Genomic DNA, 21,451 nt, shown 5'->3' on the forward strand with positions numbered 1-21,451 from the left:
GTCGCTTATCAGGGCAAGGGAGACCGTTTAGACCTGCGTTTGCGATCCAAGGCCCGCAAAAGCGGGTCGTCGAAATTCCACAGCCGCCTTTGCCGCAGCCGGGCTTAATGTCCACCCTACATCCCCTGTTTGCGCCATCAGTTAGACGATGTGCGCTGAGCGGAAAGGCAGTACGAAGAGTGGGTGGTCGCAGTCAGACTTTTTGGCGCTCGCAGAAAGGGTTGTCCGCCCGCTTCATCTCATAGAACCTGAACGCAGTGCCGTTATGCTCGGTCATGCCGCGGTAGCTAAAGCCAAGATTCGCGGTCATCTTCTGCGATCGGATGTTCTCCGGCCGAATGACCGAGACAAGTCGGACGATCGGCAGACGTTCAAACGCATAAGCAATGATCGGTCCTAGACTTTCCAATGCAATCTTCTTGCCGGAGCTGAATCCAAAGAGACAGCAGCCGATTTCGACATCCTTGTCATCATAGTGTCTGAGACCTGCACGACCAACGAATGTCAGATCGCCATTGCTTTCACGCAGGTAAAGCATCCAGAAGCCGTAGCCGTATCGCCGCCATTCATCGAGATAAAGGGACAGCCTTGCGTCGGATTCTTCGCGGGTCGGCGATCGATCTTGCATGATCAGTTCCACCACCAGCGGATCGCAATGCAGCCGATAAAGCGCATCACCGTCCAGTGCGCTGACGGGTCGCATGAACAGCCGGCGAGTTTCTATATTCACGGGCTTTCCTCCCTGCTTGCAGATGACTTAAGTCGGCTCGCTTTTCAGCGATCGCAGCGCCTCTTCGAGCGTTTCAGCAAGATACGCGATATCGGTCCCGGTCATCGGGGTTGAGAGGGCTCCAAGCCCGATCGACGACAAAAGAACCTTGCGCTCTCGCATACGCGCGACAATCGATCTCAGCCTTGGGTCATGGGCAGCAGCGAACGTATCGGCGTAGCTTGCGACTTGTTCGGGCCCGACAAACAGGCGAAAAAGCGATCCTTCGCCGGTGACCGTGCCCTTGATGCCGACAGACGCGAATGCCTCGGCAATCAGGCTTCGGGCTTGCGCGCCAAGCACATTCAGCCGGTCAAATTCAGATCGTGGCAGGGCCGTCATTGCCGCAAGTCCTGCGGCCATGCTGAGGGGGTTGGCGGTGAAGGTGCCCGAATGGATAACACAAGCGCGGTCCGCCCGAGCTGGATCAAATACCGCCATGATATCGGTGCGGCCGGCGACGGCGCCGATCGGCAGCCCGCCACCGATGATCTTGCCGATCGCGCAGAGATCGGGAAAGTTTGGCTTGGCAACTGGAGCGCCGCCATAGCCGAGCCGGAAGCTTAAAACCTGGTCGAAGATCAACAGGCTGGAATTCCTGAGCGTGAAATTTCTAAGAAAAGTGAGGTAGTCAGCGCTGATCGCAATGAGACCGATGCGGGACGGCAAAGGGTCGACGACGATCGCCGCCAACCGATCCGCCGCGCTTTCGATAATCTTCCTCGTCCTTTCGATATCGTTGAACGGAATGATCAAACAATCCGAAAGGGCAGAGCGGGCGACACCTGAATGTTCGCCCTTCGGTGTCGGCCGTTCCGTCCCTGCAAGGGGAGGGGTCGTGACATTGGCTTCCACCACATCGTAATTGCCGTGATAGGCGCCGTCGCATTTGGCGATCAGGTCGCGGCCGGTGTAAGCGCGAGCGGCTTTGATCGCAATCATCACGGCTTCTGAACCGGTATTGGTGAAGCGGATCTGTTCGAAATAGGAGACCCTTTCGACAAGCAACTCGGCGAGTTCGATTTCGGCGACGGTTGGACCGGCAAAGCTTAAGCCAAGGCCCGCCTGCCGGCGGATAGCATCGACGACTGAGGGATGGCCGTAGCCATGGATGAGGGTGGTAAAATTGTTCTGAAAATCGAGATAGCGCCTGCCGTCGACGTCGGTGACGTAGGCTCCGCTTCCGCAGACGAGGTAGGTTGGATGCGGCTTCTCGAAATTGGATGTGCGGGTGTTTCCGCCAGGCATGACCCTAAGTGCGCGCCGATAAGCGGCATGGGAAAGGCTCATCGTCATCTCCTTATCTCCTTGTCTTGCCGCAGAACCTCATCAAGTGCATGGCAGAGCCCTTCGATCCCCTCTTTGGTGTGGCTTGCTGACAAGCAAAGGCGCAGGCCCGCTTCACCTTGCGGCACGGTTGGGAAAAAGACGGCGGAGGTGTAATATCCGCGATCGATCAGCGTTCGCGCTGCACTGATCGTAGTCGTTTCGTCGCCGATTTTGAGAAAGCGGATCGGAAGCGGCAGTCCGCTCTGGTCGGTCTTGCAGAGCCGATCGAACTGCTCGATGCGTTCACCAAGAAAAATCTGACGGCGTAAGAGTTCAGCGGTGCGATGTAGTTTCGCTGAGGCAAGCGCGGCACCCACGCCTGCAAGATTGAGTGATGCGGAAAAGGCATGCGCAATCGCAAATCGGCGGAAGAGTTTTTCATGTTCGTTGCTGCCGAGCATCAAGAGACCGCCAGAGGCCCCGAAACCCTTGCCGAGTGAGGCGGCGATGATCGTCCGGCCACCAACGCTGTCTGGAACTTGCGAACGAACGAAGCCTTCGCCTTGGCGGCCGAAGAGCGAAACACCGTGGGCGTCATCGATATAGAGGAAAAGGCCATATCGCTGTTGAAGCGACAGAAGGGCCTCGAGCGGCGCCGTACCGCCCATCGAATAAACGCCGTCACAAATGTAGGCGACGCAGGGATTTTGCTTACAGATCTGCTCCAACATGGAAACGTCATTGTGATCGATGGTGATGACGGCGGTTTCTGCTGCAAGCGTCGGTTTGTGAAACGCGAGCGTCGCATGCGCGAAGCGGTCAAAGACCATCACCGGTTTTTTATTCCCGGTAAGATGGCCGGACGCGATGAGCGGGAGCGCGCTCATGTTTGCTGCGAGAACGCTCGAATAGGTGATGACGCGAGCCTGGAACAGATCGGCAAGCTCATTCTCAAGTGTGGTCAACAATGCAAAATTGAGACGAGTGCGAGCGCAGGACCAATGCAGGCTTTTGTATTGTGTCACTGCGTCGATTGCGCCGGCGACGATTTCGGGATGGTTGTCGAGACCGAGGTAGGAGCATCTTACGAAGTCGAGGACGCATTTATTCGATCCACCAAGGTCAATGGAAACGAACCTTTCTTTCATGGGCCTGGCGGACAATCCCATGACGCCTGACTGATATGCGAGATCAAATTGCGGGCCGGCCTTGTCGATCATCGCGCGCGTGTTGCGGCTAGAGGTGACGGAGATACCAGCACCTCTCTCCTGAATTGAATTCTCGGTCATCTCAGCCTCCAGATCAACTGACGCGAGCATAGTCGGTGAGGTTCGAAGACTGAAATGATATCGATTCTATGCAGCTGATATATTTCGGAAATATTCTGCGCCATCGACTCTTCGCGAGCGGAAAAACAGGAAACATTCGAGCTTCTATGGGACAGAAAGATTGGCAGGAATTGCTCGCAGTGCTTGCAAAAATAATCTGAGAGTTTAAAAAGGAGTCGAGCAGCGCAGGCTGCTTGGGGCTTCGAATCCCCATAGGTCGGTCCGTGCCACCGGAAGGCAACACTCCTCTATGGTCGGGGAGCCTGCGGCGTATAAAACAGGCTTTGCCAAAGGCCGCAGGGGCTGAATCTATCGGCATTCGAACTCCCCGATCACCAGGTTTCGCGTAGCGGACGTTGTCTGCTCCTGGAGGGAGTTGCCATGACATATGCAGTCGCTCGTCGGGCGCAGTGCCCATCGACAGGTCTGCCGGCCGAGGTTGGCGAGAGAACCGTCGACCAGCTTATCGGTCAGCAGATTCGTTTAAGGCGAACGCACCTCGGCATGACGCAGGGAGCACTTGCTGAGCGATTGGGCATGTCGTTTCAACAGGTGCAGAAATACGAAACCGGCGCCAATCGCGTAACTTCGTCAACTCTTTACGAGATCAGCCTCATTCTGGAGGTTCCGGTCGAGTTCTTCTTTAGCGCGTTGCCGAATGCGGCGGGTGAGGGAAGTCACATGAGCCCGGAATGGGCAGCGCGGCTTGCCTATATTTCGACGGTGGAGGGGCAGCACCTCATCGACGCCTTCCAGGATCTTCCGATGCCCGTGCGGGCCAGTATCCTTGGAATGGTTCGCACCCTTGCAAGGATCGCTCCCACGGCGAGCGAACCCTGACCGCGCGCCCCGAACCGGCCGCATAAGCGAGTTCTTTGTCCATTTCGCCGGTCCGGACGGTCGAACGTGATTTTCTGTCTTCGAGTTCGGCGCCCCCAATAAATGTCGTGTCCCTGTAACGCTTTATTCGAGATTTGAGCTAGTAGAAGCTTTCGCATTCTGCGCTGGGAGCGGGCTTGACCGATGCTCCGCTAGGCATGATTTTGAACGGAAGACGAATACGAGGGCGTAGGTTCTGGATCTGCAGATCGACTAGAACAAGCGACGGAGACAATGGATACAGGTGTTCCCGTGACTGATAGCGAGGCCGTCGGCCATCTTCCGGAGCGCAAGCAGCGGGAGCTTTCGCGCGCCTTGAAAATCATCTTCGAGGAATTCGAGGCGGCTCAGCAGTCGAAGCTTTCCGAAAAGCAGAATGCCGGGCGGATCTTGAAGGTCATCCTCTTCGGTTCGTACGCCCGCGGCGACTGGGTGGACGATCGCAAGAGCGGTTACCGTTCCGACTACGATATTCTCATTGTCGTCAACCTGAAGAGCGTCGGGGAAGACAATGATCTATGGCACGACGTGTCCGATCATTTCCTGCGCGAATTGACGATTACCAAGGAAATCGAGACGCCGGTCAACATCATCGTTCACACGCTGCAGGACGTGAACGACCAGCTGGCACGCGGGCGGCCATTCTTTATCGACATCATCCGCGACGGCATCATGCTCTACGAGAAGGACGGCCATCCGTTCCTGGCACCGAAGCCGCTGGATCAGGAAGATGCGAAGATAGAAGCAAGGGGATATTTCGATCATTGGTATCCAAGTGCGGACGCTTTTAAAGCATCGGCAGAATTTTTACTGCAAAGAGGCAATGTGAATGAGGCCACCTTCAATTTCCACCAAGCCGCTGAACGCCTCTATCACTGCGCGCTACTTGTCCTGAACCTCTACTCGCCTAAGTCGCATCGCCTGAAATTCCTACGCTCTTCGGCCGAGGGGGTCGACGCGCGCCTGATCGAGGCATGGCCGCGAGACACCAAATTCGCCCGCCGCTGTTTCGAGCGGCTCGATCGCGCCTACGTAGATGCGCGATATTCGCCGCATTTCGAGATAACAGAAGAAGAGCTTCGCTGGATCATCGAACGCATAGAGGTGCTTCAAAAATTGGTTCGCCTCATCTGCGAAGAACGTCTCGCAAGGCATTCATGATCTGCCAGATCCGCGGAAAGTCCGACGCCAGCCTCTCGCGGCGTCCGCAGTGCATGCGTAATCGGCCGGTGAGATTCCTATCATCGGCTGGCCGCTATGCCACGCCTAGAGCGGGATGATTTTAGATCCGTTCATATCCGGCCTCGTTGAAATAGTTCTGGCATTCTTTTGGAGAAACGGTTTGGAGGATGGTTGCGAGCGCGTCATGGATGGCGTTGCGGCTTCTGGCCTGCGCCTCGCGTAGCCGGTGTTTGATCTTGGCGAAGAGCTTTTCGATCGGATTGAGATCGGGGGAGTATTGCGGCAGGAAGAACAGCCGCGCGCCGGCCTTGCGGATGGCGGTGCGGATCGCCGCGGCCTTGTGCGAGCCGAGATTGTCCATCACGACGATGTCGCCGGGCGTGAGCTCCGGCACCAGCACCTTTTCGACATAGACGAGGAAGCTCGTCGCGTTGATCGGCCGGTCGATGACCCAGGGCGCGCTGACGCGATCAACGCGCAGGGCGGCAATGAACGTCATGGTGTTCCAGTGGCCGAAGGGAGCCTGGCCGAACAGCCGTTCGCCGCGCGGCGCCCAGCCTCGCAGCGGCGCCATGTTCGTCTTCGTCCAGGTCTCGTCGATGAAGACGAGGCGGGCCGGATCGATGCGATGGCGATGCTTCAGCCAGCGGCTGCGTCGGGCGGCGACATCGGGCCGGTCGCGCTCGCTGGCGACCAACGTCTTTTTTTATAACTCAGCCCTTCCTCATGCACGCAGATCCAGACGGAGCGGTAGTCGACCTTCAGGCCCCGCTCCGCCAATTCCGCGACCAGCCCGCGCAAGGTGAATGCCTGCGCGCGGCAGCGCTCGATTAGCCAGGCCCGATGCTCACCGGCGATCGCTCGCGGCTTGTGCCCGCCCATCTGGCCGGCGGCGGCGCTGCCCGTCTCACGGAAGCGCCGTACCCAATCGATCGCCGTGCTGATGCCGATGCCGAAGCGCTTCGCCGCCGCCCGACAGGACAGCCCATCGCGCGTCACTGCACCAACAACACGGTCCCTAAGGTCATCCGAAAAGGGTCTCGCCATCCTGGCCGGCCTCCTGCACCGGCCTGAATGGTGAATCTGATTTGCTCACAAAAGGGAATCCCCATGCCGATTCCGCCTAAATTCATCCCGCTCTAGTTCCCTTAAAACGCAGAGAGCCGCCGTTCGGTCGTCAAAAGCCGCTCGAAGGCGGCCTCGTGTTTTTCGACGGGCGGAGGATTGCAGTGCTTTTGAGCGAACGTTCCATCGATGCGCGGTTTTGCGACCCCATCGCCTTCGCGCTCTCGGAGCGGTCATTGGTACCGTTAATGCCAGAGCCCGAGAATGGTACGTCTTTAATTGTACTTTAATCGTGTAGCGATCGTTTCTGGCGGGTTGCTCTCCGCTCATTGCCGCGAGCAAATCGGCATGTTTATTAAATTTTTAGCAACGGCATTCTTCGCCCATTCCAGACTATTGCGTTAAATGGATTTCCTCAATGATTTCCTTTGTCGTTCGATTGAAGAGGCGCGCTCATTTTATAGTGAGGCGGCGGGACGCCGAAGGACGCGGAGAATTCATTGGCACCGGTGTCCGCCGGAGGAGGCAGGCACGTCAGCGACTGGGGATTTTGATCGCAGGTTTTTCGGTCGTCTTCTTCCTCATTGGCGCTCGGCTTGTCCAATATGGTATCGCTGATCCCCCAACCACCAGTTCGCTCGGCAGCCCTACTGTGGTTGCATCACGCCCCGACATAGTCGATCGCAACGGCGCACTTCTGGCGACTGACGTCAACATGGTGTCGCTTTATGCGGACCCGCGGCGCATCGTCGATGCGGACGAGGTCGTGGAGAAGCTCGCGCAGGTTATCCGAACCTGGATTGGGGCGAAACACACAAACGGCTGCGTTCGGGGACTGCCTTCCAGTGGTTGAAGCGGCAGCTGACGCCTCGGCAACAGGCGGCTGTTCTCGCGCTCGGCATTCCCGGCGTCGGTTTTCGTCCGGAGAAGCGACGCTTTTACCCCGGCGGTGCTACCGCATCGCATATCGTGGGCCATGTGAACGTTGACAATCAAGGTCTCGCCGGAATGGAGCGTCACCTGGACCAGCAAGGCTTGTCGGATCTCCGCGCGGCCGGAATGACAGGCGATACGCCGCTGGAGCCCGTTAGACTTTCGATCGACATTCGTGTCCAGAACATCGTGCGTGAGGTGGTCGCAACTGCGATGACCACCTACAAGGCCGAAGCCGCCGGTGCGGTCATTCTCGATGTCGACACGGGTGAAGTCCTCGCGATGGCCTCGGTGCCCGACTACGATCCGAACGAACCGTCGCGAACGCTTCCTGATGGAAACGTGGACAAGGAATACGAAAAGGGCTGGCTCAATCGGGTGAGCAATGCGACCTATGAGATGGGCTCGACATTCAAGAGCTTCACTTTGGCGATGGGACTAGACGAAGAGAAGATAACCTTGAATTCCGTTGTCGACGCATCCCGACCGATCCGAATGGGCGGCTTCACGATCAGGGATTTCAAGGGCAAGAACCGGGCACTGACAATCCCGGAAGTCTTCCAGTATTCATCAAACATCGGTACGGCCGCAATTGCCGATATGGTCGGCATCGAAGGGCATCAGCAATTTCTGGCAAAGCTCGGGCTCCTGTCAAAGATGGAAACCGAAATGCCCGGTGTCGCAACGCCGACCCAGCCGCGCACATGGAAGAAAATCAACTCCGTGACGATCTCATTCGGCCATGGCGTCGCGACCACGCCGTTGCAGACGGCGGTCGCCGCCGCTTCATTGATCAACGGCGGAAGTCTTGTCCCTCCGACATTTCTTCGCCGCAGTCGCGAGCAGGCGAAACTGCTGTCGCGTACCGTCATAAAGGACAAAACCAGTGCGGACATGCGTTATCTTTACACCTGGAATGGCCTGAAAGGCTCCGGCCGGAGCGCCCAAGTCGAAGGATTCAACGTGGGTGGCAAAACGGGCACCGCCGACAAGGTGATCAACGGGCGGTACGCGAACGATATCAACTTCAATGCATTCGTCGCAGCATTTCCGATGGACAGGCCGAAATATGTGGTGCTTTCGATCATCGACGCTCCGAAGACAGGTGAACATGGCGGCCGAACGGCAGCATCCACCGCCGCGCCTATGATCAAGTCGATTATCAGCCGCGCTGCGCCTCTTCTCGGCGTGCAGCCTCGTTTTGGTTCCCCAAACGCAAGATACTCTTTGTCGGACTACTGAATTCTTTAATCCTACAACGGAAGATTTGCTCCGACATGACGAGTGTCCACTTATAGCCCCGTACGGCGGTCGGTAATGCCCCCTTTTCGGTGACAGAGGCAGGTGTTCGCTCTGCCGAAGCAGACATCGCGTTGGTTTTGAGGCGATGGCATCTGTGGGCCAGTTGTCAGGTCCGGCACGTTGGCCGTTAGCGGCATTCTGCCCTTCCCAGTCTGAATTGTGTCGTTTGCGCATCACCTTCCGCCAGGTTGTGGTGACCGCTTGGCAATACCGAATTGCTCGGGTATAAACCGCTCACCGCTTAGGATCGAACAAAGGGAGGCGTTGGAATGACAGTATCGATCGTCGAAAACCTCCCGTGCGGAATGACCCGACACTAGGTCATTTCCATTCGCGGCCCTCCTCGGGCGCGACCAGCGGTTTTCTCTTTTGTCACAGCCCGATTGATTTCACGGGATTATTTCGTCTCCCGCATGGGCTGTGTACCTCTCAACTCTCGATTTGAGGACCGGCGCCGACACGGGCCGGGCTGAAGTCAATGACTCGCAAGAAGCTCGATTTTCGTGCCGACGCCTATCGCCAGGTGCTCGGCTTTGTTTTTCATCATTGGAGCTATCGACCTGTTTTCGTGGGCGCCATCATCGTGTTGGTGATCGCAAGCACGCTGACCGAAGTCATGGTGCCAGTATTTTCCGGCCAGATCGTCGATGCCATTGCCGGCGGCAATGGAGCCGATCGTGCGCTCAGCGCCTTCGTCATCGTTGTCGTGCTGGGCCTGACCAGCGTGGCGCTGCGCTGGTTAATCTTCATCGGCATTATCCGGCTGACGTTGCGCACCATGGCAGATGTGGTCAACAACGGCTTTTACAGGGTGCAGCGGTTCTCGACCGACTGGCACGCCAACAGCTTTGCCGGCTCGACAGTTCGCAAGATCACCCGCGGCATGTGGGCGCTCGACTCGCTTAACGATCTGCTGCTGGTCGCCCTGCTGCCGTCCATCGTCATGCTGGTCGGCGCGAGTATCGTACTCGGCAGCTATTGGCCGATCATGGGTCTGGTCGTGGGGGCGGGCTCGTTCATCTATGTCTGCGTCACCGTGGCGCTTTCCATGGGGTTCGTTTCGCCGGCCGCAAGACTTGCCAACGCCTGGGACACCAAGCTCGGCGGTGCGCTGGCGGACGCCATCAGCTGCAATGCGGTGGTCAAGGCCTTCGGCGCCGAGAAGCGCGAAGAGACGCGGCTGAGCCAGGAGCTGGCCAGATGGGACAGTCGCACACGGCGGACATGGAAGCGCGGCACTACGAGCGGCACGATCCAGGGTTTAATGATGGTCACAATGCAGGCGGGCATTTTGGGAACGGGCCTGATCATGTGGCGGCAGGGGCTGGCCACACCCGGTGACATCACGTTCGTGCTGGCAATGTTCTTCGTTCTGCAGGGTTATCTTCGCAATGTCGGTCAGGACATCCGTAACCTGCAGCGGGCCGTCAACGACATGGAAGAACTGGTGCTGCTCGACAAGATGCCGCTCGGCATTGAGGACAAGCCGCACGCCGTGCCGATCGAGATTGGCGCGGGCGAGATTGTCTTCGATCGCGTCACCTTTCAATACGGCGCTCATCCCAACCCTCTATACGAGGACTTTTCCGTCACCATCAAACCGGGCGAGCGCGTCGGTCTGGTGGGGCATTCGGGCTCGGGTAAGACAACCTTCGTCAAGCTCATTCAGCGTCTCTATGACGTGAACTCGGGCTCGATTCGTATCGATGGACAGGATGTCGCCGAGGTCTTGCAATCGAGTCTGCGCGGGCAGATCGCCATCGTGCAGCAGGAGCCCATCCTGTTCCACCGGACGCTGGCGGAAAACATCGCCTATGGCAGGCCGAATGCTTCGCGGCGCGAAATCGAAAAGGCTGCGAAACAGGCCAATGCGCACGAGTTCATTATGGACCTTCCCAAGGGCTATGAGACGATGGTCGGCGAACGTGGCGTCAAGCTATCGGGCGGCGAGCGTCAGCGTGTCGCCATCGCCCGCGCCTTCCTGGCCGACGCACCGGTGCTGATCCTGGACGAGGCGACCTCGAGCCTTGATAGCGAGAGCGAGGTGCAGATCCAGCAGGCCATGGAACGTCTGATGGACGGCCGCACAACGCTGGTAATCGCCCATCGTCTCTCCACGGTGCGGGCGCTGGACCGGCTGCTGGTCTTCGATAAAGGCAAGATTGTCGAAGAAGGCGACCATCAGGCACTGATCCGGCTCAACAAGGGGATCTATCGCCGGTTGTTCGAGCGGCAGGCGCTGGAACTGACCAAGGGGTTGGTGGCGTAGGCCGACATCTCAACAAACGAAACGCCAGGGCCGACTCATCTGGCGTTTCCAACGCGCGACGGCAGGATTGCGCCCTCTGAGCGGACGACACTCCCCTCAACCACTTTAGGTCTACCTCAGCCGGAAACGCCCGCTTTCCACTGCCTGACGGATGGAATCGCAAGTTTCGTCAGCGCTCATGCCTGCGACCGACAGCGAATGGCCTTCCAATACGTCCAAATTCGCGAACTGCTGGTGGAGCGCGGAAATTGGAATGGGATCAGAAAGGGAGGCGCCGCCTCGTTGGCGGCATCGTCTGATTGCCTCCTCCAGATCCGGACGAAGGACGATATAGTGCAGGACCGCTCCGATATTTCGGAACGCGTCTAAAAACCAGGGCCCAATGATGCCATCCACCAGCACGAAGTAGCCGCCCTTCGCATAGCGGGCGGCCGCCCCGGCCAGCACATCGATCACTGTTGCATTCTGGGCATGGGCCTCGGGATGCCACGGTGGAATCGAGCCTGCCTTGATGAAATGCCAGAAGTCGTCCGAATGCAGGTGGACCTTCGGGCCGCCGGGCAGTTGCGCGATGCTGTTTGCCGCGGTCGTTTTGCCTGAACCAGGTGTTCCAGTCAGGATAAGAATTTCTCCGGATATGAACATCTCACGCTCGTGGTCTGGTCTTTTAGCAGCATGGGACGGCTTTGTACGCGAACATGCCGCTGCGCCCGACTTTACCATGCAAAGAGACTCGCAGAGAATTATTGCCGTTGACAAATTTTAAGCCTAAAGGATTATACCGCAATAAACATGTCCAGTGGGTGAACCTGTTATGATCGGCGCTCGGTTCAGAGCGGCGCTGAGTGGAGTTATGGCGTTCGCCGGGGCGATCGCAGCACTCTGCTTCGGCTTGCTCGCTCTTTCAGTTATCCTAGACGTTCTCGGACGCAATCTCGGCCTTTTGAGTTGGCCGTGGCTTAACGAGGTCACCGAATATCTCATCACAGTCGGCACCTTCGCGGGAGCGCCCTGGGTGCTGCATCACAGTGGGCATGTGAATGTGGACGTCCTGCTGCGGGTCGTGAGCAAGGACACAGCGTCGGCGATGGTCAAGATCTGCTTCGTAGTCGGAATCGTCATCTCGCTCGGCCTCACCTGGCTCGCCGTCGCCACTCTTCTCGACAGTTATAAGGCCGGCGCCTTGGTCTTCAAAACCCTCGTTTTCCCGGAATGGTATCTCATGCTGCCGGTGATTTGGTGCTTTGGCCTCTGCGGTCTGGAGTTCCTCGCGAAGCTGCTGCAAGCAGGAGAAACCGCATGATCTGGTGGCAGACACTTCTTCTACTGATTGGCCTACTTGCTCTACAATTTGCCATCGGTACACCGGTTGCATTCGCATTTCTCGGCGCAAACCTCGTGGGTGCATGGATATTCCTGGGCGGCGAAGCCGGCCTGATGCAATTGACGCGCAATGCCTCGCTCGCAGTGAACTCCTTTGCGCTTGCCCCGATTCCACTCTTCATTTTGATGGGCGAGCTGCTTTTCCATACGGGTCTTGCCTATAGGGCGATCGATGCGGTGGAGAAGCTACTCGTCAGACTTCCCGCGCGTTTGTCTTGCGTCTCCGTCGTGGGCGGAACGGCATTCGCTGCACTTTCCGGTTCTTCGATTGCCAATACAGCGATGCTGGGCGGTACGCTGTCGCAGGAAATGATCAAGCGCGGCTATTCGACCACGCTTGCCCTCGGGCCGACGATGGCAGTGGGCGGTATCGCCGTCCTTATTCCGCCGTCGGCGCTCGCGGTCATGCTAGGGTCGCTCTCGGGCATTTCCATATCCCAATTGCTGATCGGTGGGATCATGCCCGGCCTCCTGATGGCGGTGTCGTTCCTGGCCTTCGTCATCATCGTGGCACAGATGGTCCCATCTTCGGCGCCGCGCGAAGATGTCAGAACGATCCCTCCGCTTAAAGAGCGGATCATGCCGTTCGTGCGTGATGTCCTGCCGCTCTCGGGCATTTTCATTGCCGTTGTAGGCGGAATGCTTGCCGGTATCGCAACGCCCACGGAATCGGCGGCGCTGGGCTCGGCGGCCGCCTTGATCGCTACGATGGGCTATCGCACCCTGACCCCGGCGAACTTCATCAAGTCGATGGTCGAAACGGCCAAGGTTTCCATCTCGATCCTGTTCATCATCGTGGCGTCGACGACGTTCTCGCAGATTCTATCCTTTTCTGGGGCAACCACCGGCTTCATCGGGCTGATCGAAGCTTTCGACCCAAGCCCCGCCATTTTAGTGGCGATGATGCTGCTCATCATCCTGATCCTTGGCTGCTTCATAGACCAGATCTCGATCATGATGATTACGCTTCCTTTCTTCATGCCGCTGGCGCAAGCGGCGGGCGTCGAGCCGGTCTGGCTCGGCTTGATGATGCTGGTGGCCATTGAGCTTGGATTGCTGACGCCACCATTCGGCATTCTGCTGATGGTGATGCAGGGCGTTAGCCGCGATACGGCGCTCCCCAAGATCTACCGTGCTGCCGCTCCTTTTATCCTTATCGAACTCGTCATTCTGGCACTTATGTTCATGGCGCCGGACCTGACGCTTTTGCTGCCCAATCTCCTCAAATAGAAAACAAGGGAACCCTCCATGAGAAAACGCGCACTGTCCGCTCTCTTTGCAATGATGGCCACTCTGAGCGCCGCCGTGCCCGCCGCGGCAGACGAGGTCGTGCTCCGTGCTATCTCCGCTTTTCAGAAGGGCACGACTTTTTTCACGCCTTTCGACGCCTTTGTTAAGAGCGTGAATGAGAACGGGAAGGGCAAAGTTCGCATCAACCTGGTTGGCGGTCCGGATGCCATGCCTCCCTTCGAGGTTGGCAACGCGCTTCGCGGCGGCGTAATCGACCTTGCCAACACGACTGCCGTCTATCACGCAAATCTGGTTCCGGAAGGTCTGGCGATGACGCTGACGGATCTGTCCATGGCCGACTTGCGTTCAAACGGCGGCTACGCCCTGCTGGACGAGATCCATATGAAAAAGGCCAATATCCACTGGTTGGGCCGGCTGGTTCAGAACATGAACTACCATATCTACATGTCGAAATATCCTGACAATCTGGAGTTCAAGGGTCTGAAGATCCGCTCGGCGCCGACCTACAAAGCCTTCTTTGATGGCCTTGGGATCGCTCCGATGCAAACGGCGGCCGGCGAAGTCTTCACCGCACTGGAGCGCGGCACGATTGATGGTTACGCTTGGCCGTCCGTCGGCGTGTTCGATCTCGGCTGGCAGGAGAAGACAGCAGCGCGTATTGATCCGGGCTTCTATCAGGTCGAGACGGGTATCTATATCAGCGGCAACACCTGGAAGAAGCTGACCGCCGAGCAGAGGGCAGTTCTTGAGGAGGAAATGCTCAAGGCGGAAGCCGCGTCCGCTGCATACAGGGATATGGCGAAGGAAGAATTCAAGCGCCAAGAAAAGGCTGGAATTCGCACGTTCGCGCTCGACGAAACCAAAGCCAAAGCTTTCACCGACATGGCCCAGGAAGAGGGGTGGAAGCCCGTCGTCGCCGCCAGCCCCGTTGAGGGCGCCAAGCTGCGTGAGTTGTTCGCCAAGTAAGCGAACGCCCAGAAAAAAGGACGAGACATCGTTAATGCTCTCGTCCGGTAGCTGGATTGCTTTGAAAGGCAAGCCTCAGCTTCTCGGAAACACCGCCAGGCATAGGAAGGCAAGGGCTGCCGCGAGGCAGCTTGCCATAGCGAGCGGCCACCAACCCAAACTGAGGAAGGAGGCTGTGGCAGCGGTACCCGCTGCCGTGAAACCGAGAATCGCCGCCACGACCAATGCGGCGCCGCGAGAATGATCGCCCTTCGAGGCAAGGATGGCTTGATGGAAGCCGATCGGCCCCCGGATACCAAATGCCCCGTTCGTCAGAATCCACAGGGGAACAAGTACGATGAGACCGCCTCCGCCGATTCCAACATAGGCAAGGATCAGCAGGAAGCCCACGAGAAGCGCCGCCGTCCCAATAAAGATCATGCGCTCTGTTCCGAACTTGCTGGCGAGCGTGCTTGACAGGTTCGACGCCAGGATGAAGGTCGTAATGCCGCAAATCTGCAGGAGAATGAAATCTCTGATGTTTCCGCCCAGAACTTCCGTCATCACCGCCGGTGCGCCAAAGACAAAGATAAGGATTCCGGCCAGCGAGAAGGCCTGACTTAAGCCGTGCCGAAGGAAGTCGGCATCGCGCAGGATGGATAGATAGCTACGGTGCGTTTTGAAGGTATCCTGCCGGTCCGGGAGCAATTGGGCGTAGACGCCGCTGCCAACGGCACAGAAGACGGCGAGGCCTCCGAGCACGAGGAAGGATGTTTCCCAGCCCCCCAGCTGCAGGAGGAAGGCTCCAGCGATCGGGGCAAGTGCGGGTGTCAGGGACTCAATCGAACCGAGCCGTCCGAACATGGCGGCCGCTTTGTCACCAGAGTAGAGGCCATGAATGAAACCGGGCGCAAATACCGCGGGACCGGAGCCAAAGGCCCCTTGGGCGAACCTGAAAGCGACAAGCCACTCCAGTGTAGGCGAGAATGCTGCCAGAATGGAAATGAAAGCAAACAGGCCCAAAGACCAGATCAGCAGTTTGCGAGGCGAGTATCTGGCGCCGAGTTCACCGAAAGTCAGCAGCCCCACAAGCGTGCCTGCGGCATAGGCCGCAAGAACCATCTGCGCCAGAGCTGGTGTGCCACCCAACTCGTTCGGCATCGTCGGGACAGCAGGGAGCACCAGATCGGTGCCTGCGATCCCAAGGATTGTACCGAACGCAATGAGCGGAAACATGAAGGTCGGGGATGCAGATAGGGTCATGGCCGCGAGTATCACGCCCGCATATTCGGACCTAGCGCCCTACGCTTATGGCACTTAACAATTTTGTTGATGTTTTTGTCGGACGACAGGATAGTAAAGGCACTACCACCGCATTTGTCTGCGTAACGGCAAGCCCGGTTTGGGGCCGACTGCGGTCGACGGCTGTCATGGCGCAGAAGCGCTTTCATGTCGGTCATGGAGGCAGTTATCGCGCATGCCTGAACGCAGACATGGTCTTCGCAGCGGCGTCGGGTCCTTTGTGCGCCATAAGGCCAGATTGCTGCCGCCGGAAACCTGGTTGATCATACCGGTTCCCCCTTCTGAACGGGAAAACGGGCGGCGAAGACCTCCTTGGCTGCAAACAGCCCGTTGAGAGCCGCAGGAAAGCCGGCATAAACCGCCATCTGTATGATGACTTCGGTGATTTCGTCCCTGGTCAACCCTACATTCAGACCCGCCTCAATATGGATTTTCAATTGTGGGGTCGCTGTTCCCATCGCCGTCAGTGCCGCGATGGTCGCAATCTCACGGGCGCGCAGATCAAGGCCGGGGCGGCTGTAAATGTCGCCAAACGAAAACTCGAACACGTAGTTTGCGAAGTCGGGGGCAATGTCAGCCAGAGCGGCAATTACATTGTGGCCGGCGTCGCCGTCGATTTCAGCGAGTGCCCGCTTGCCGCGTTCCAGCCGGCTTTCGCCGACGTTCGTGGATTGGCGCGTCATTGTCTTTCATCCTTTGTTCCTTGCCGGCATATCCGGCAATCTTGGTGTCGAGGACTTCAAGGCAGGCTTTTAGTTTGGCCACGTGCGCACGTACACGCTCGCGGTGCTGTTCGAGCAACACGCCGCGCTCCGCTTCCGTATCGACGCCGCGCTCCCGCAAGGCCGCGTAACGCAGCATTTCCCTAATAGGCATTCCGGTCGTTTTGAGACGATCGATAAATTCTATCCAGGTCAGGATTGATGCGTCGTAGTCACGTTGGCCCGATTGGTCTCTGTCGGCATGGGGAAGCAGACCGATCCGTTCATAGTAACGGATAGTGTAGGCAGTCAGTCCCGAACGCTTCGCCAACTCGCCAATCTTCATCAACGCCATTCTTTCGTCACGACGCCCAGAAAGCTACGGGTTAGAGTGTGCTCTAAGTCAATAGAGAAATGACGCGTTTTCGTGTCGCGAAAATGCAACCTTTCACGACCGCGTTTTCCGAGATATCTGATGCCCGTTTGGGGCCGACAGGCGCAATCCGCTTCGCGCCCCCATGCCGGTCGTTCACACCACCCGCATTAGTTCCTGGAAGCTGTCGGCCTGCTGTTCGAGCGGTCTCCGGAACGCGGACGATAGGTGAACTCGACAATGATAGAACGCCCAACAATGAGCCTCAGACAGCGTCAATAGCCTCGCAAGCATCCGTAGGACGAGCGTTTCCAGCGAACTCGTTTCGGTATCGGCGCGCCGATCTCCAACGGCCTCGGCATTTCGCTGCATTGTAGGAACAACAGAGACCGACTTCACGTTTTGAAATGAACGGTCACCGAAAATGAGTTCCCATTCTGTGGCAGTGCGGTCATGTCTTTGCGAAAGCTCGTATGAGCCATTGCTCGACGAGACACGAATCAAAGAGCTGACAGCATGGAAAATCCGGTTGCACTGAATCGTCTTTCCGAGAACACGGTCTTCCGTAAAGGCGATGTTTTCGTACTCTTCGGCGAACTGTTCGGCCGCGGATACGCCACCGGCTTGCTCGAGGAAGCCAGACGCGCTGGAATGGAGATTGTGGGGATCACCGTCGGGCGACGCGACGAGAACAATGCGCTGCGGCCGCTCGATGCCGAGGAACTGTCTTCGGCGGAGGCTCAGCTGGGCGGCAGGATCATCAACATACCTCTTATGGCGGGTTTCGATCTCGATGCGCCCGCAGACGGCCCAACTCCCACCGATCTCCTGGCAAAGATGACGCTTGAGAGCTGGGAACACGACAAGCTCGACTGGGACTATGTCGGGCAATGCCGCGACATCGCCACTGCGCGTTTTACGGAGTCGCTTTCAAAAGTCATGACCGTTCTCGACGGAATGATCGCCGCTGGCCGCAATGTTTTCTTCGCCCACACAATGGCCGGGGGCATCCCGAAAGCGAAGGTATTCCTGGTCGTCGCCAATCGAATCTACAAGGGGACCGGAACCCGCCACATGTCGTCGCAGACCTTGCTCGACAGTGACCTGGGAAAACTCATCCTGCAGAATTTTGACGACGTCTCCGCAAACACCTTTCGCCATCTCATTGATTTCAGCGCGGCGATCCGCGAGCGCGTGGAAGCTTCGGGCGGTCAAATACGATATACGGCCTATGGTTACCACGGATCGGCGGTCCTCATTGACGGAAGCTATCGTTGGCAGACCTACACCAATTACACCCAGGGTTATGCGAAGATGCGGCTCGAAGGCATTGCAGAGGAAGCCTGGGCGACAGGGGTCAAGGCAACTGTCTATAACTGTCCCGAAATCCGGACCAATTCGTCCGATGTGTTCACGGGTATCGAGCTTCCCCTGATACCGCTGCTGCTTGCGTTGAAGAAAGAAAACGGTGGCCAATGGGCAGACGAACAGTGGCAGGCCTGCCAGCAGCTTCTGGCCGACGGCTTAACCATGAAGGATGTTTTCCGGAAGATCACCGACATGCAGGCCAGCGAGGTCATGCGTCCGTTCTATGACTTTTCGGCATGGCCCATGGCAAACAGCCAGGCACAGGCCGATTTGACCATCGGCACGTCCAACGAGATCACCCAGATGCATCGGGATAGCAAGTTGATGATCAGCGACCTCCTGAGCGGTCTCGTTGTGAAGGCAACCGGGCAGCTAATTTTTGGCGAATCTTCCGAACCCTCCGGTCCCGTCTTGTGGCTCAACCACGATATCGTAGCTCGGCGACTTAACGCTTCCCCCACGCATTCGAAGTCTCCCGCGCCGCTTATCGCGCGGGGAATGGAATCCTCGCGCCTTGAGATGGCGTGAAGGCTTCCCAGCTTAGCTTGGAAGCTGGGTGTTTTGGCCATGAAACGACGAATCTTGCGACAGGAATGCGCCCGCATTCCGGTCGTAGGGCCGGCGATGGCGTCTTCCCGAAAGCAGACGTCGATCAAGCTAAGCTTCGACGGCATCAATACGCCATGGGCGGCCGTCGCCTAGACCGCTCGAACTTCGGCAAGTCGCTGTTTCGCGTATTCGTCATCCCAACAGACGGCGGCTTCCCATGCGGCCGATGCTTGCGCGGCGATGTCATACGCCCCGGCTTCCAGATCGGCAGCATTATGGGGCAAGACGAGGTCAAGGTCGTGCACGTCGATATGCGACTCATCCCAGTCGATCAGAGACGAAACTTTATCACCAGATGCGCCACGATGGCCGCTATGGTGCCGTGCCCAACTCTTTGAACAATACACGTGCGTAGAAATCCACGCATTCTCCAACCCGTGCGGTGACCTCCTCATCGCTATCGTTCCATGGTGTTTCAAGGCCGATAGCGGCCCTGCGCAAGGGCTCGGCAACAAGAGCGGCAAGGATCATCCGGGCAGATCGGTTGACATCAAATGATGGGACATCGGCTTGGTACTCGCGCAGCCAGGTCGCCACGGCCAGCACTCCTCGCTCGACCCCGTTTCGATTATAAATTTCTGCGAGCCGTTCTCGACCTTCCTTGTCAGCACAGATGAGACGGAAAAGGGCTACAGCTTCCTTGGATAGGGCGATCCGGTAAATCCTGCTCAATAGCGCCCTCAGGCTCCCCGGATCAGGACGCGCCTCGCCCGGCCGGTGATCTCCACTGGTTTGGAGTTGCTCTGTCCAGGATGCTACGATTTTCCCGACCAGTTCCTCACGATTGGCCGCCATAGCGTAAACAGTCTTTTTGGCAACTCCTGCGCTACGCGACACCGCATCGATGCTGAACTTGGCAAATCCCTGGTCAAAGAGAAGCTGTGTTGAGGCTTGGAGAATTTTGCGTTCCACCTCAAGCCGATTACGGGCCGGACGCCCTCTCGCTCGCTTTTCCAAATCTTGATCTCCTTGACCAACGTCGTACGAACGGTGTATCGATCATATTTAGGAAACGCAATACGTTTCCTAAATATAGGAGATTGGAAATGCAACATGATTTGGAGACAGCAATCCCTGTCGCACTGCTGCACGCCGACCCAATTAGACTCGAAATGGGGATCGAGCGCTTCGGCTCCGGCACCCTCACGGTCGCCTGCAGAACGATAATGCCAGGGTGCAATGGAGCGATGCTGGAATGGTGGTTTAAGTATTTTGAAACCGACGAGCATCTTCGCTGGTGGCATCCGATTGACCACAAGCGCCATTTCGGTTGGGACGAGCTTTGGAAAAAAGGTGAGAACTACATCGGCGCGACAATCAGGGCGACGGAGTCACTAGGAGAGGTTCCTCCGGTCAAAGCAACCATCAAATTCCTAAGCCCAGCCGCATACTTCAGTGCCACGGACATCGATGCCGCAAAGCAGGTGGGCGGCGTATCCGCACTTTTCTACGCCGGAATTGGCTTTGGCGATGATGTTGAGATTGACGAGCATGGAATTCCAATAGGCGGCCGGATGATGCACGTCACACGGGACACGCCCGATGGCCTCGTTCTGCGAAGCAGATTCGTTCTTGGTCTCGATAGCGACAAGGGCGGCCACGCTGTCCCGGACGAGATCGGACTGGGGCTGATGCGCCATTGCCATTCGGAGTTCTCGTTCCTCGCGAAGGCACTTCCGTCTGCATATTATGGTGATCTCGCAAATTCTAGACCTGCCGACAACTGGTAGCTTCGCCCGACTGGAATAACACAAGATACCTGACCAGCACGTTGACCGTCATTGTCAACGGTCACAAGCAAAGTCGGATTAAAGAACTCCTACCGTGGAAGTATGCGGCAACGTAATCTGCGCCAATCGGAACGCTATCCCCCGACCCAATATGGGCATCGGGCCGGGGAGCCTTTTCAACTATCGAGGAGAGCCGTGCCGTAGGAATTGTCTACAGCGCATAACCAGTTCCCAGACGAGTCTCTACGAAACACATAGGTGGCACGTCGTACCGTCGATGTCCCAATGCCGCTTTCGTCGACGGCATCCAACCAGGTTTCCATGATGGCCAACGCTGTGTCCCCGCCCTCGATCACCTCCATCCTCCCTTGGCGGACTTTCAATTTGCCTTGGAAATGAGCAGAGATTGCTTCGAACGCTTTCCTGATCTGGTCTTTGCCTTTGGCGTACATGCCTGCCTTGACCACCAAGGTGGCATCATGGGTGTAAAATCGCATCAAGCCGTCGAAGTCTTTGGCCGATATGGAACGGTCTGCAGATTCGATAAGGGCTTTCAAGGGATGGTCGGACATTCTGGACTCCAAAATGGCCGCGAGCGGAAAAACAAAACCCGCCTCGCGGCGGGTTGCTTTGTCTGGAAATATGACGTGCTTAACCCACCACTCGATGAATGGTGATAATAATCAAAGTGAAAGCGCGTACAAATTCCATAGTGCGTCTTTATCACCAGCATTAGCGGCTGGCAAATGATCACGTCCAATTTTGAGCAAGCTAGTCAAGGTGCCAGCGGCAC

19 protein-coding genes and 3 pseudogenes are annotated in these 21,451 nt (G+C 57.4%); 11 read left to right on the forward strand and 11 right to left on the reverse strand.

Annotated elements, in window-relative coordinates:
* Positions 1-193: 193 nt before the first annotated feature.
* Genes QEO92_RS05910 through QEO92_RS05920 form a run of 3 tightly spaced genes read right to left on the reverse strand, consistent with a single transcriptional unit; the run spans position 194 to position 3,327 of the window.
* The gene (locus tag QEO92_RS05910) at positions 194-703 is read right to left on the reverse strand and encodes a GNAT family N-acetyltransferase (protein WP_227702477.1); all 510 of its coding nucleotides are present in this window, start codon (positions 701-703) and stop codon (positions 194-196) included.
* Positions 704-757: 54 nt separating this feature from the next.
* Positions 758-2,059, reverse strand: coding sequence for an aspartate aminotransferase family protein (locus tag QEO92_RS05915; protein ID WP_227702478.1), 1,302 nt, complete (start codon positions 2,057-2,059; stop codon positions 758-760).
* A 2-nt stretch (positions 2,060-2,061) separates the two neighbouring features.
* Positions 2,062-3,327 (reverse strand): 8-amino-7-oxononanoate synthase family protein, encoded by a 1,266-nt coding sequence (locus QEO92_RS05920; RefSeq protein WP_227702479.1) that lies wholly within the window; start codon positions 3,325-3,327, stop codon positions 2,062-2,064.
* Positions 3,328-3,747: 420 nt separating this feature from the next.
* Here QEO92_RS05920 and QEO92_RS05925 point away from each other — a divergent pair, with 420 nt between their 5' ends.
* Complete coding sequence (locus tag QEO92_RS05925; RefSeq protein WP_052182998.1) at positions 3,748-4,206, forward strand: helix-turn-helix domain-containing protein; 459 nt, start codon at positions 3,748-3,750, stop codon at positions 4,204-4,206.
* A 273-nt stretch (positions 4,207-4,479) separates the two neighbouring features.
* Positions 4,480-5,406, forward strand: coding sequence for a HEPN domain-containing protein (locus QEO92_RS05930; protein WP_227702480.1), 927 nt, complete (start codon positions 4,480-4,482; stop codon positions 5,404-5,406).
* Between the two features lie 121 nt (positions 5,407-5,527).
* On the opposite strand, the gene QEO92_RS05935 is transcribed toward QEO92_RS05930, so the two are convergent.
* Positions 5,528-6,474 (reverse strand): IS630 family transposase gene (locus QEO92_RS05935; RefSeq protein WP_407720929.1). Its coding sequence is split into 2 segments (ribosomal slippage): positions 5,528-6,133 and positions 6,136-6,474, totalling 945 coding nucleotides; the frame shifts between segments, so codons are not numbered across the junction.
* 436 nt (positions 6,475-6,910) lie between these two features.
* Here QEO92_RS05935 and QEO92_RS05940 point away from each other — a divergent pair.
* Together QEO92_RS05940 and QEO92_RS05945 are read left to right on the forward strand one after the other, a co-directional pair.
* Positions 6,911-8,667: pseudogene (locus QEO92_RS05940) on the forward strand (peptidoglycan D,D-transpeptidase FtsI family protein).
* 538 nt (positions 8,668-9,205) lie between these two features.
* Positions 9,206-10,996 carry an ABC transporter ATP-binding protein gene (locus tag QEO92_RS05945; RefSeq protein WP_227702481.1) on the forward strand — a complete coding sequence of 597 codons (1,791 nt, stop codon included), beginning with the start codon at positions 9,206-9,208 and terminating at the stop codon, positions 10,994-10,996.
* Between the two features lie 111 nt (positions 10,997-11,107).
* Here the strand turns inward: QEO92_RS05945 and QEO92_RS05950 are convergent, their stop codons facing one another.
* On the reverse strand, positions 11,108-11,641 hold the full coding sequence (locus QEO92_RS05950; RefSeq protein ID WP_227702483.1) for an AAA family ATPase: 534 nt from the start codon (positions 11,639-11,641) through the stop codon (positions 11,108-11,110).
* A 208-nt stretch (positions 11,642-11,849) separates the two neighbouring features.
* Here QEO92_RS05950 and QEO92_RS05955 point away from each other — a divergent pair, with 208 nt between their 5' ends.
* Genes QEO92_RS05955 through dctP form a run of 3 tightly spaced genes read left to right on the forward strand, consistent with a single transcriptional unit; the run spans position 11,850 to position 14,596 of the window.
* A complete protein-coding gene (locus tag QEO92_RS05955; RefSeq protein WP_052183064.1) occupies positions 11,850-12,299 on the forward strand; it encodes a TRAP transporter small permease in 450 nt (149 codons plus the stop codon).
* Positions 12,296-13,609 (forward strand): TRAP transporter large permease, encoded by a 1,314-nt coding sequence (locus QEO92_RS05960; protein WP_037156247.1) that lies wholly within the window; start codon positions 12,296-12,298, stop codon positions 13,607-13,609. The genes QEO92_RS05955 and QEO92_RS05960 overlap by 4 nt, the downstream gene beginning before the upstream one ends.
* Before the next feature lie 18 nt (positions 13,610-13,627).
* Positions 13,628-14,596 (forward strand): TRAP transporter substrate-binding protein DctP, encoded by a 969-nt coding sequence (gene dctP / locus QEO92_RS05965; RefSeq protein ID WP_037156246.1) that lies wholly within the window; start codon positions 13,628-13,630, stop codon positions 14,594-14,596.
* Between the two features lie 75 nt (positions 14,597-14,671).
* On the opposite strand, the gene QEO92_RS05970 is transcribed toward dctP, so the two are convergent.
* The 3 genes from QEO92_RS05970 to QEO92_RS05980 form a co-directional block, all read right to left on the reverse strand.
* Positions 14,672-15,853, reverse strand: coding sequence for an MFS transporter (locus QEO92_RS05970; RefSeq protein WP_227702485.1), 1,182 nt, complete (start codon positions 15,851-15,853; stop codon positions 14,672-14,674).
* A 287-nt stretch (positions 15,854-16,140) separates the two neighbouring features.
* Entirely contained in the window at positions 16,141-16,560 is a 420-nt protein-coding gene (locus QEO92_RS05975; RefSeq protein ID WP_227702486.1) for a carboxymuconolactone decarboxylase family protein, read from the reverse strand.
* Positions 16,496-16,924, reverse strand: coding sequence for a MerR family transcriptional regulator (locus tag QEO92_RS05980; RefSeq protein ID WP_037156268.1), 429 nt, complete (start codon positions 16,922-16,924; stop codon positions 16,496-16,498). The genes QEO92_RS05975 and QEO92_RS05980 overlap by 65 nt, the downstream gene beginning before the upstream one ends.
* A gap of 543 nt (positions 16,925-17,467) precedes the next feature.
* Here QEO92_RS05980 and QEO92_RS05985 point away from each other — a divergent pair.
* A complete protein-coding gene (locus QEO92_RS05985) occupies positions 17,468-18,847 on the forward strand; it encodes an enoyl ACP reductase FabMG family protein (protein WP_227702487.1) in 1,380 nt (459 codons plus the stop codon).
* A gap of 39 nt (positions 18,848-18,886) precedes the next feature.
* Positions 18,887-19,021, forward strand: a complete 135-nt coding sequence (locus tag QEO92_RS05990) for a hypothetical protein (RefSeq protein WP_265105672.1) — start codon at positions 18,887-18,889, stop codon at positions 19,019-19,021.
* Here the strand turns inward: QEO92_RS05990 and QEO92_RS05995 are convergent.
* Both QEO92_RS05995 and QEO92_RS06000 read right to left on the reverse strand, forming a co-directional pair.
* Positions 19,018-19,275 (reverse strand): annotated as a pseudogene (locus tag QEO92_RS05995) (aminoglycoside phosphotransferase); the annotation flags it as partial. The gene QEO92_RS05990 and the pseudogene QEO92_RS05995 sit on opposite strands and share 4 nt — an antisense overlap.
* Positions 19,241-19,840: a TetR/AcrR family transcriptional regulator gene (locus tag QEO92_RS06000; protein ID WP_407722052.1), complete on the reverse strand. Its 600-nt coding sequence runs from the start codon at positions 19,838-19,840 to the stop codon at positions 19,241-19,243. The pseudogene QEO92_RS05995 and the gene QEO92_RS06000, both read right to left, overlap by 35 nt.
* Positions 19,841-19,974: 134 nt before the next feature.
* Between QEO92_RS06000 and QEO92_RS06005 the strand changes: the two genes are divergently transcribed.
* Together QEO92_RS06005 and QEO92_RS33130 are read left to right on the forward strand one after the other, a co-directional pair.
* Positions 19,975-20,658, forward strand: a complete 684-nt coding sequence (locus QEO92_RS06005; protein WP_227702489.1) for a DAPG hydrolase family protein — start codon at positions 19,975-19,977, stop codon at positions 20,656-20,658.
* A gap of 26 nt (positions 20,659-20,684) precedes the next feature.
* Positions 20,685-20,774: pseudogene (locus QEO92_RS33130) on the forward strand (transposase domain-containing protein); the annotation flags it as partial.
* 60 nt (positions 20,775-20,834) lie between these two features.
* Here the strand turns inward: QEO92_RS33130 and QEO92_RS06010 are convergent.
* On the reverse strand, positions 20,835-21,230 hold the full coding sequence (locus tag QEO92_RS06010; protein ID WP_227702490.1) for a YybH family protein: 396 nt from the start codon (positions 21,228-21,230) through the stop codon (positions 20,835-20,837).
* Positions 21,231-21,451 lie beyond the last annotated feature (221 nt).

The sequence above is a fragment of the Neorhizobium petrolearium genome (assembly GCF_029854435.1).
In the GTDB taxonomy this organism is placed as follows: Bacteria; Pseudomonadota; Alphaproteobacteria; order Rhizobiales; family Rhizobiaceae; genus Neorhizobium; species Neorhizobium petrolearium.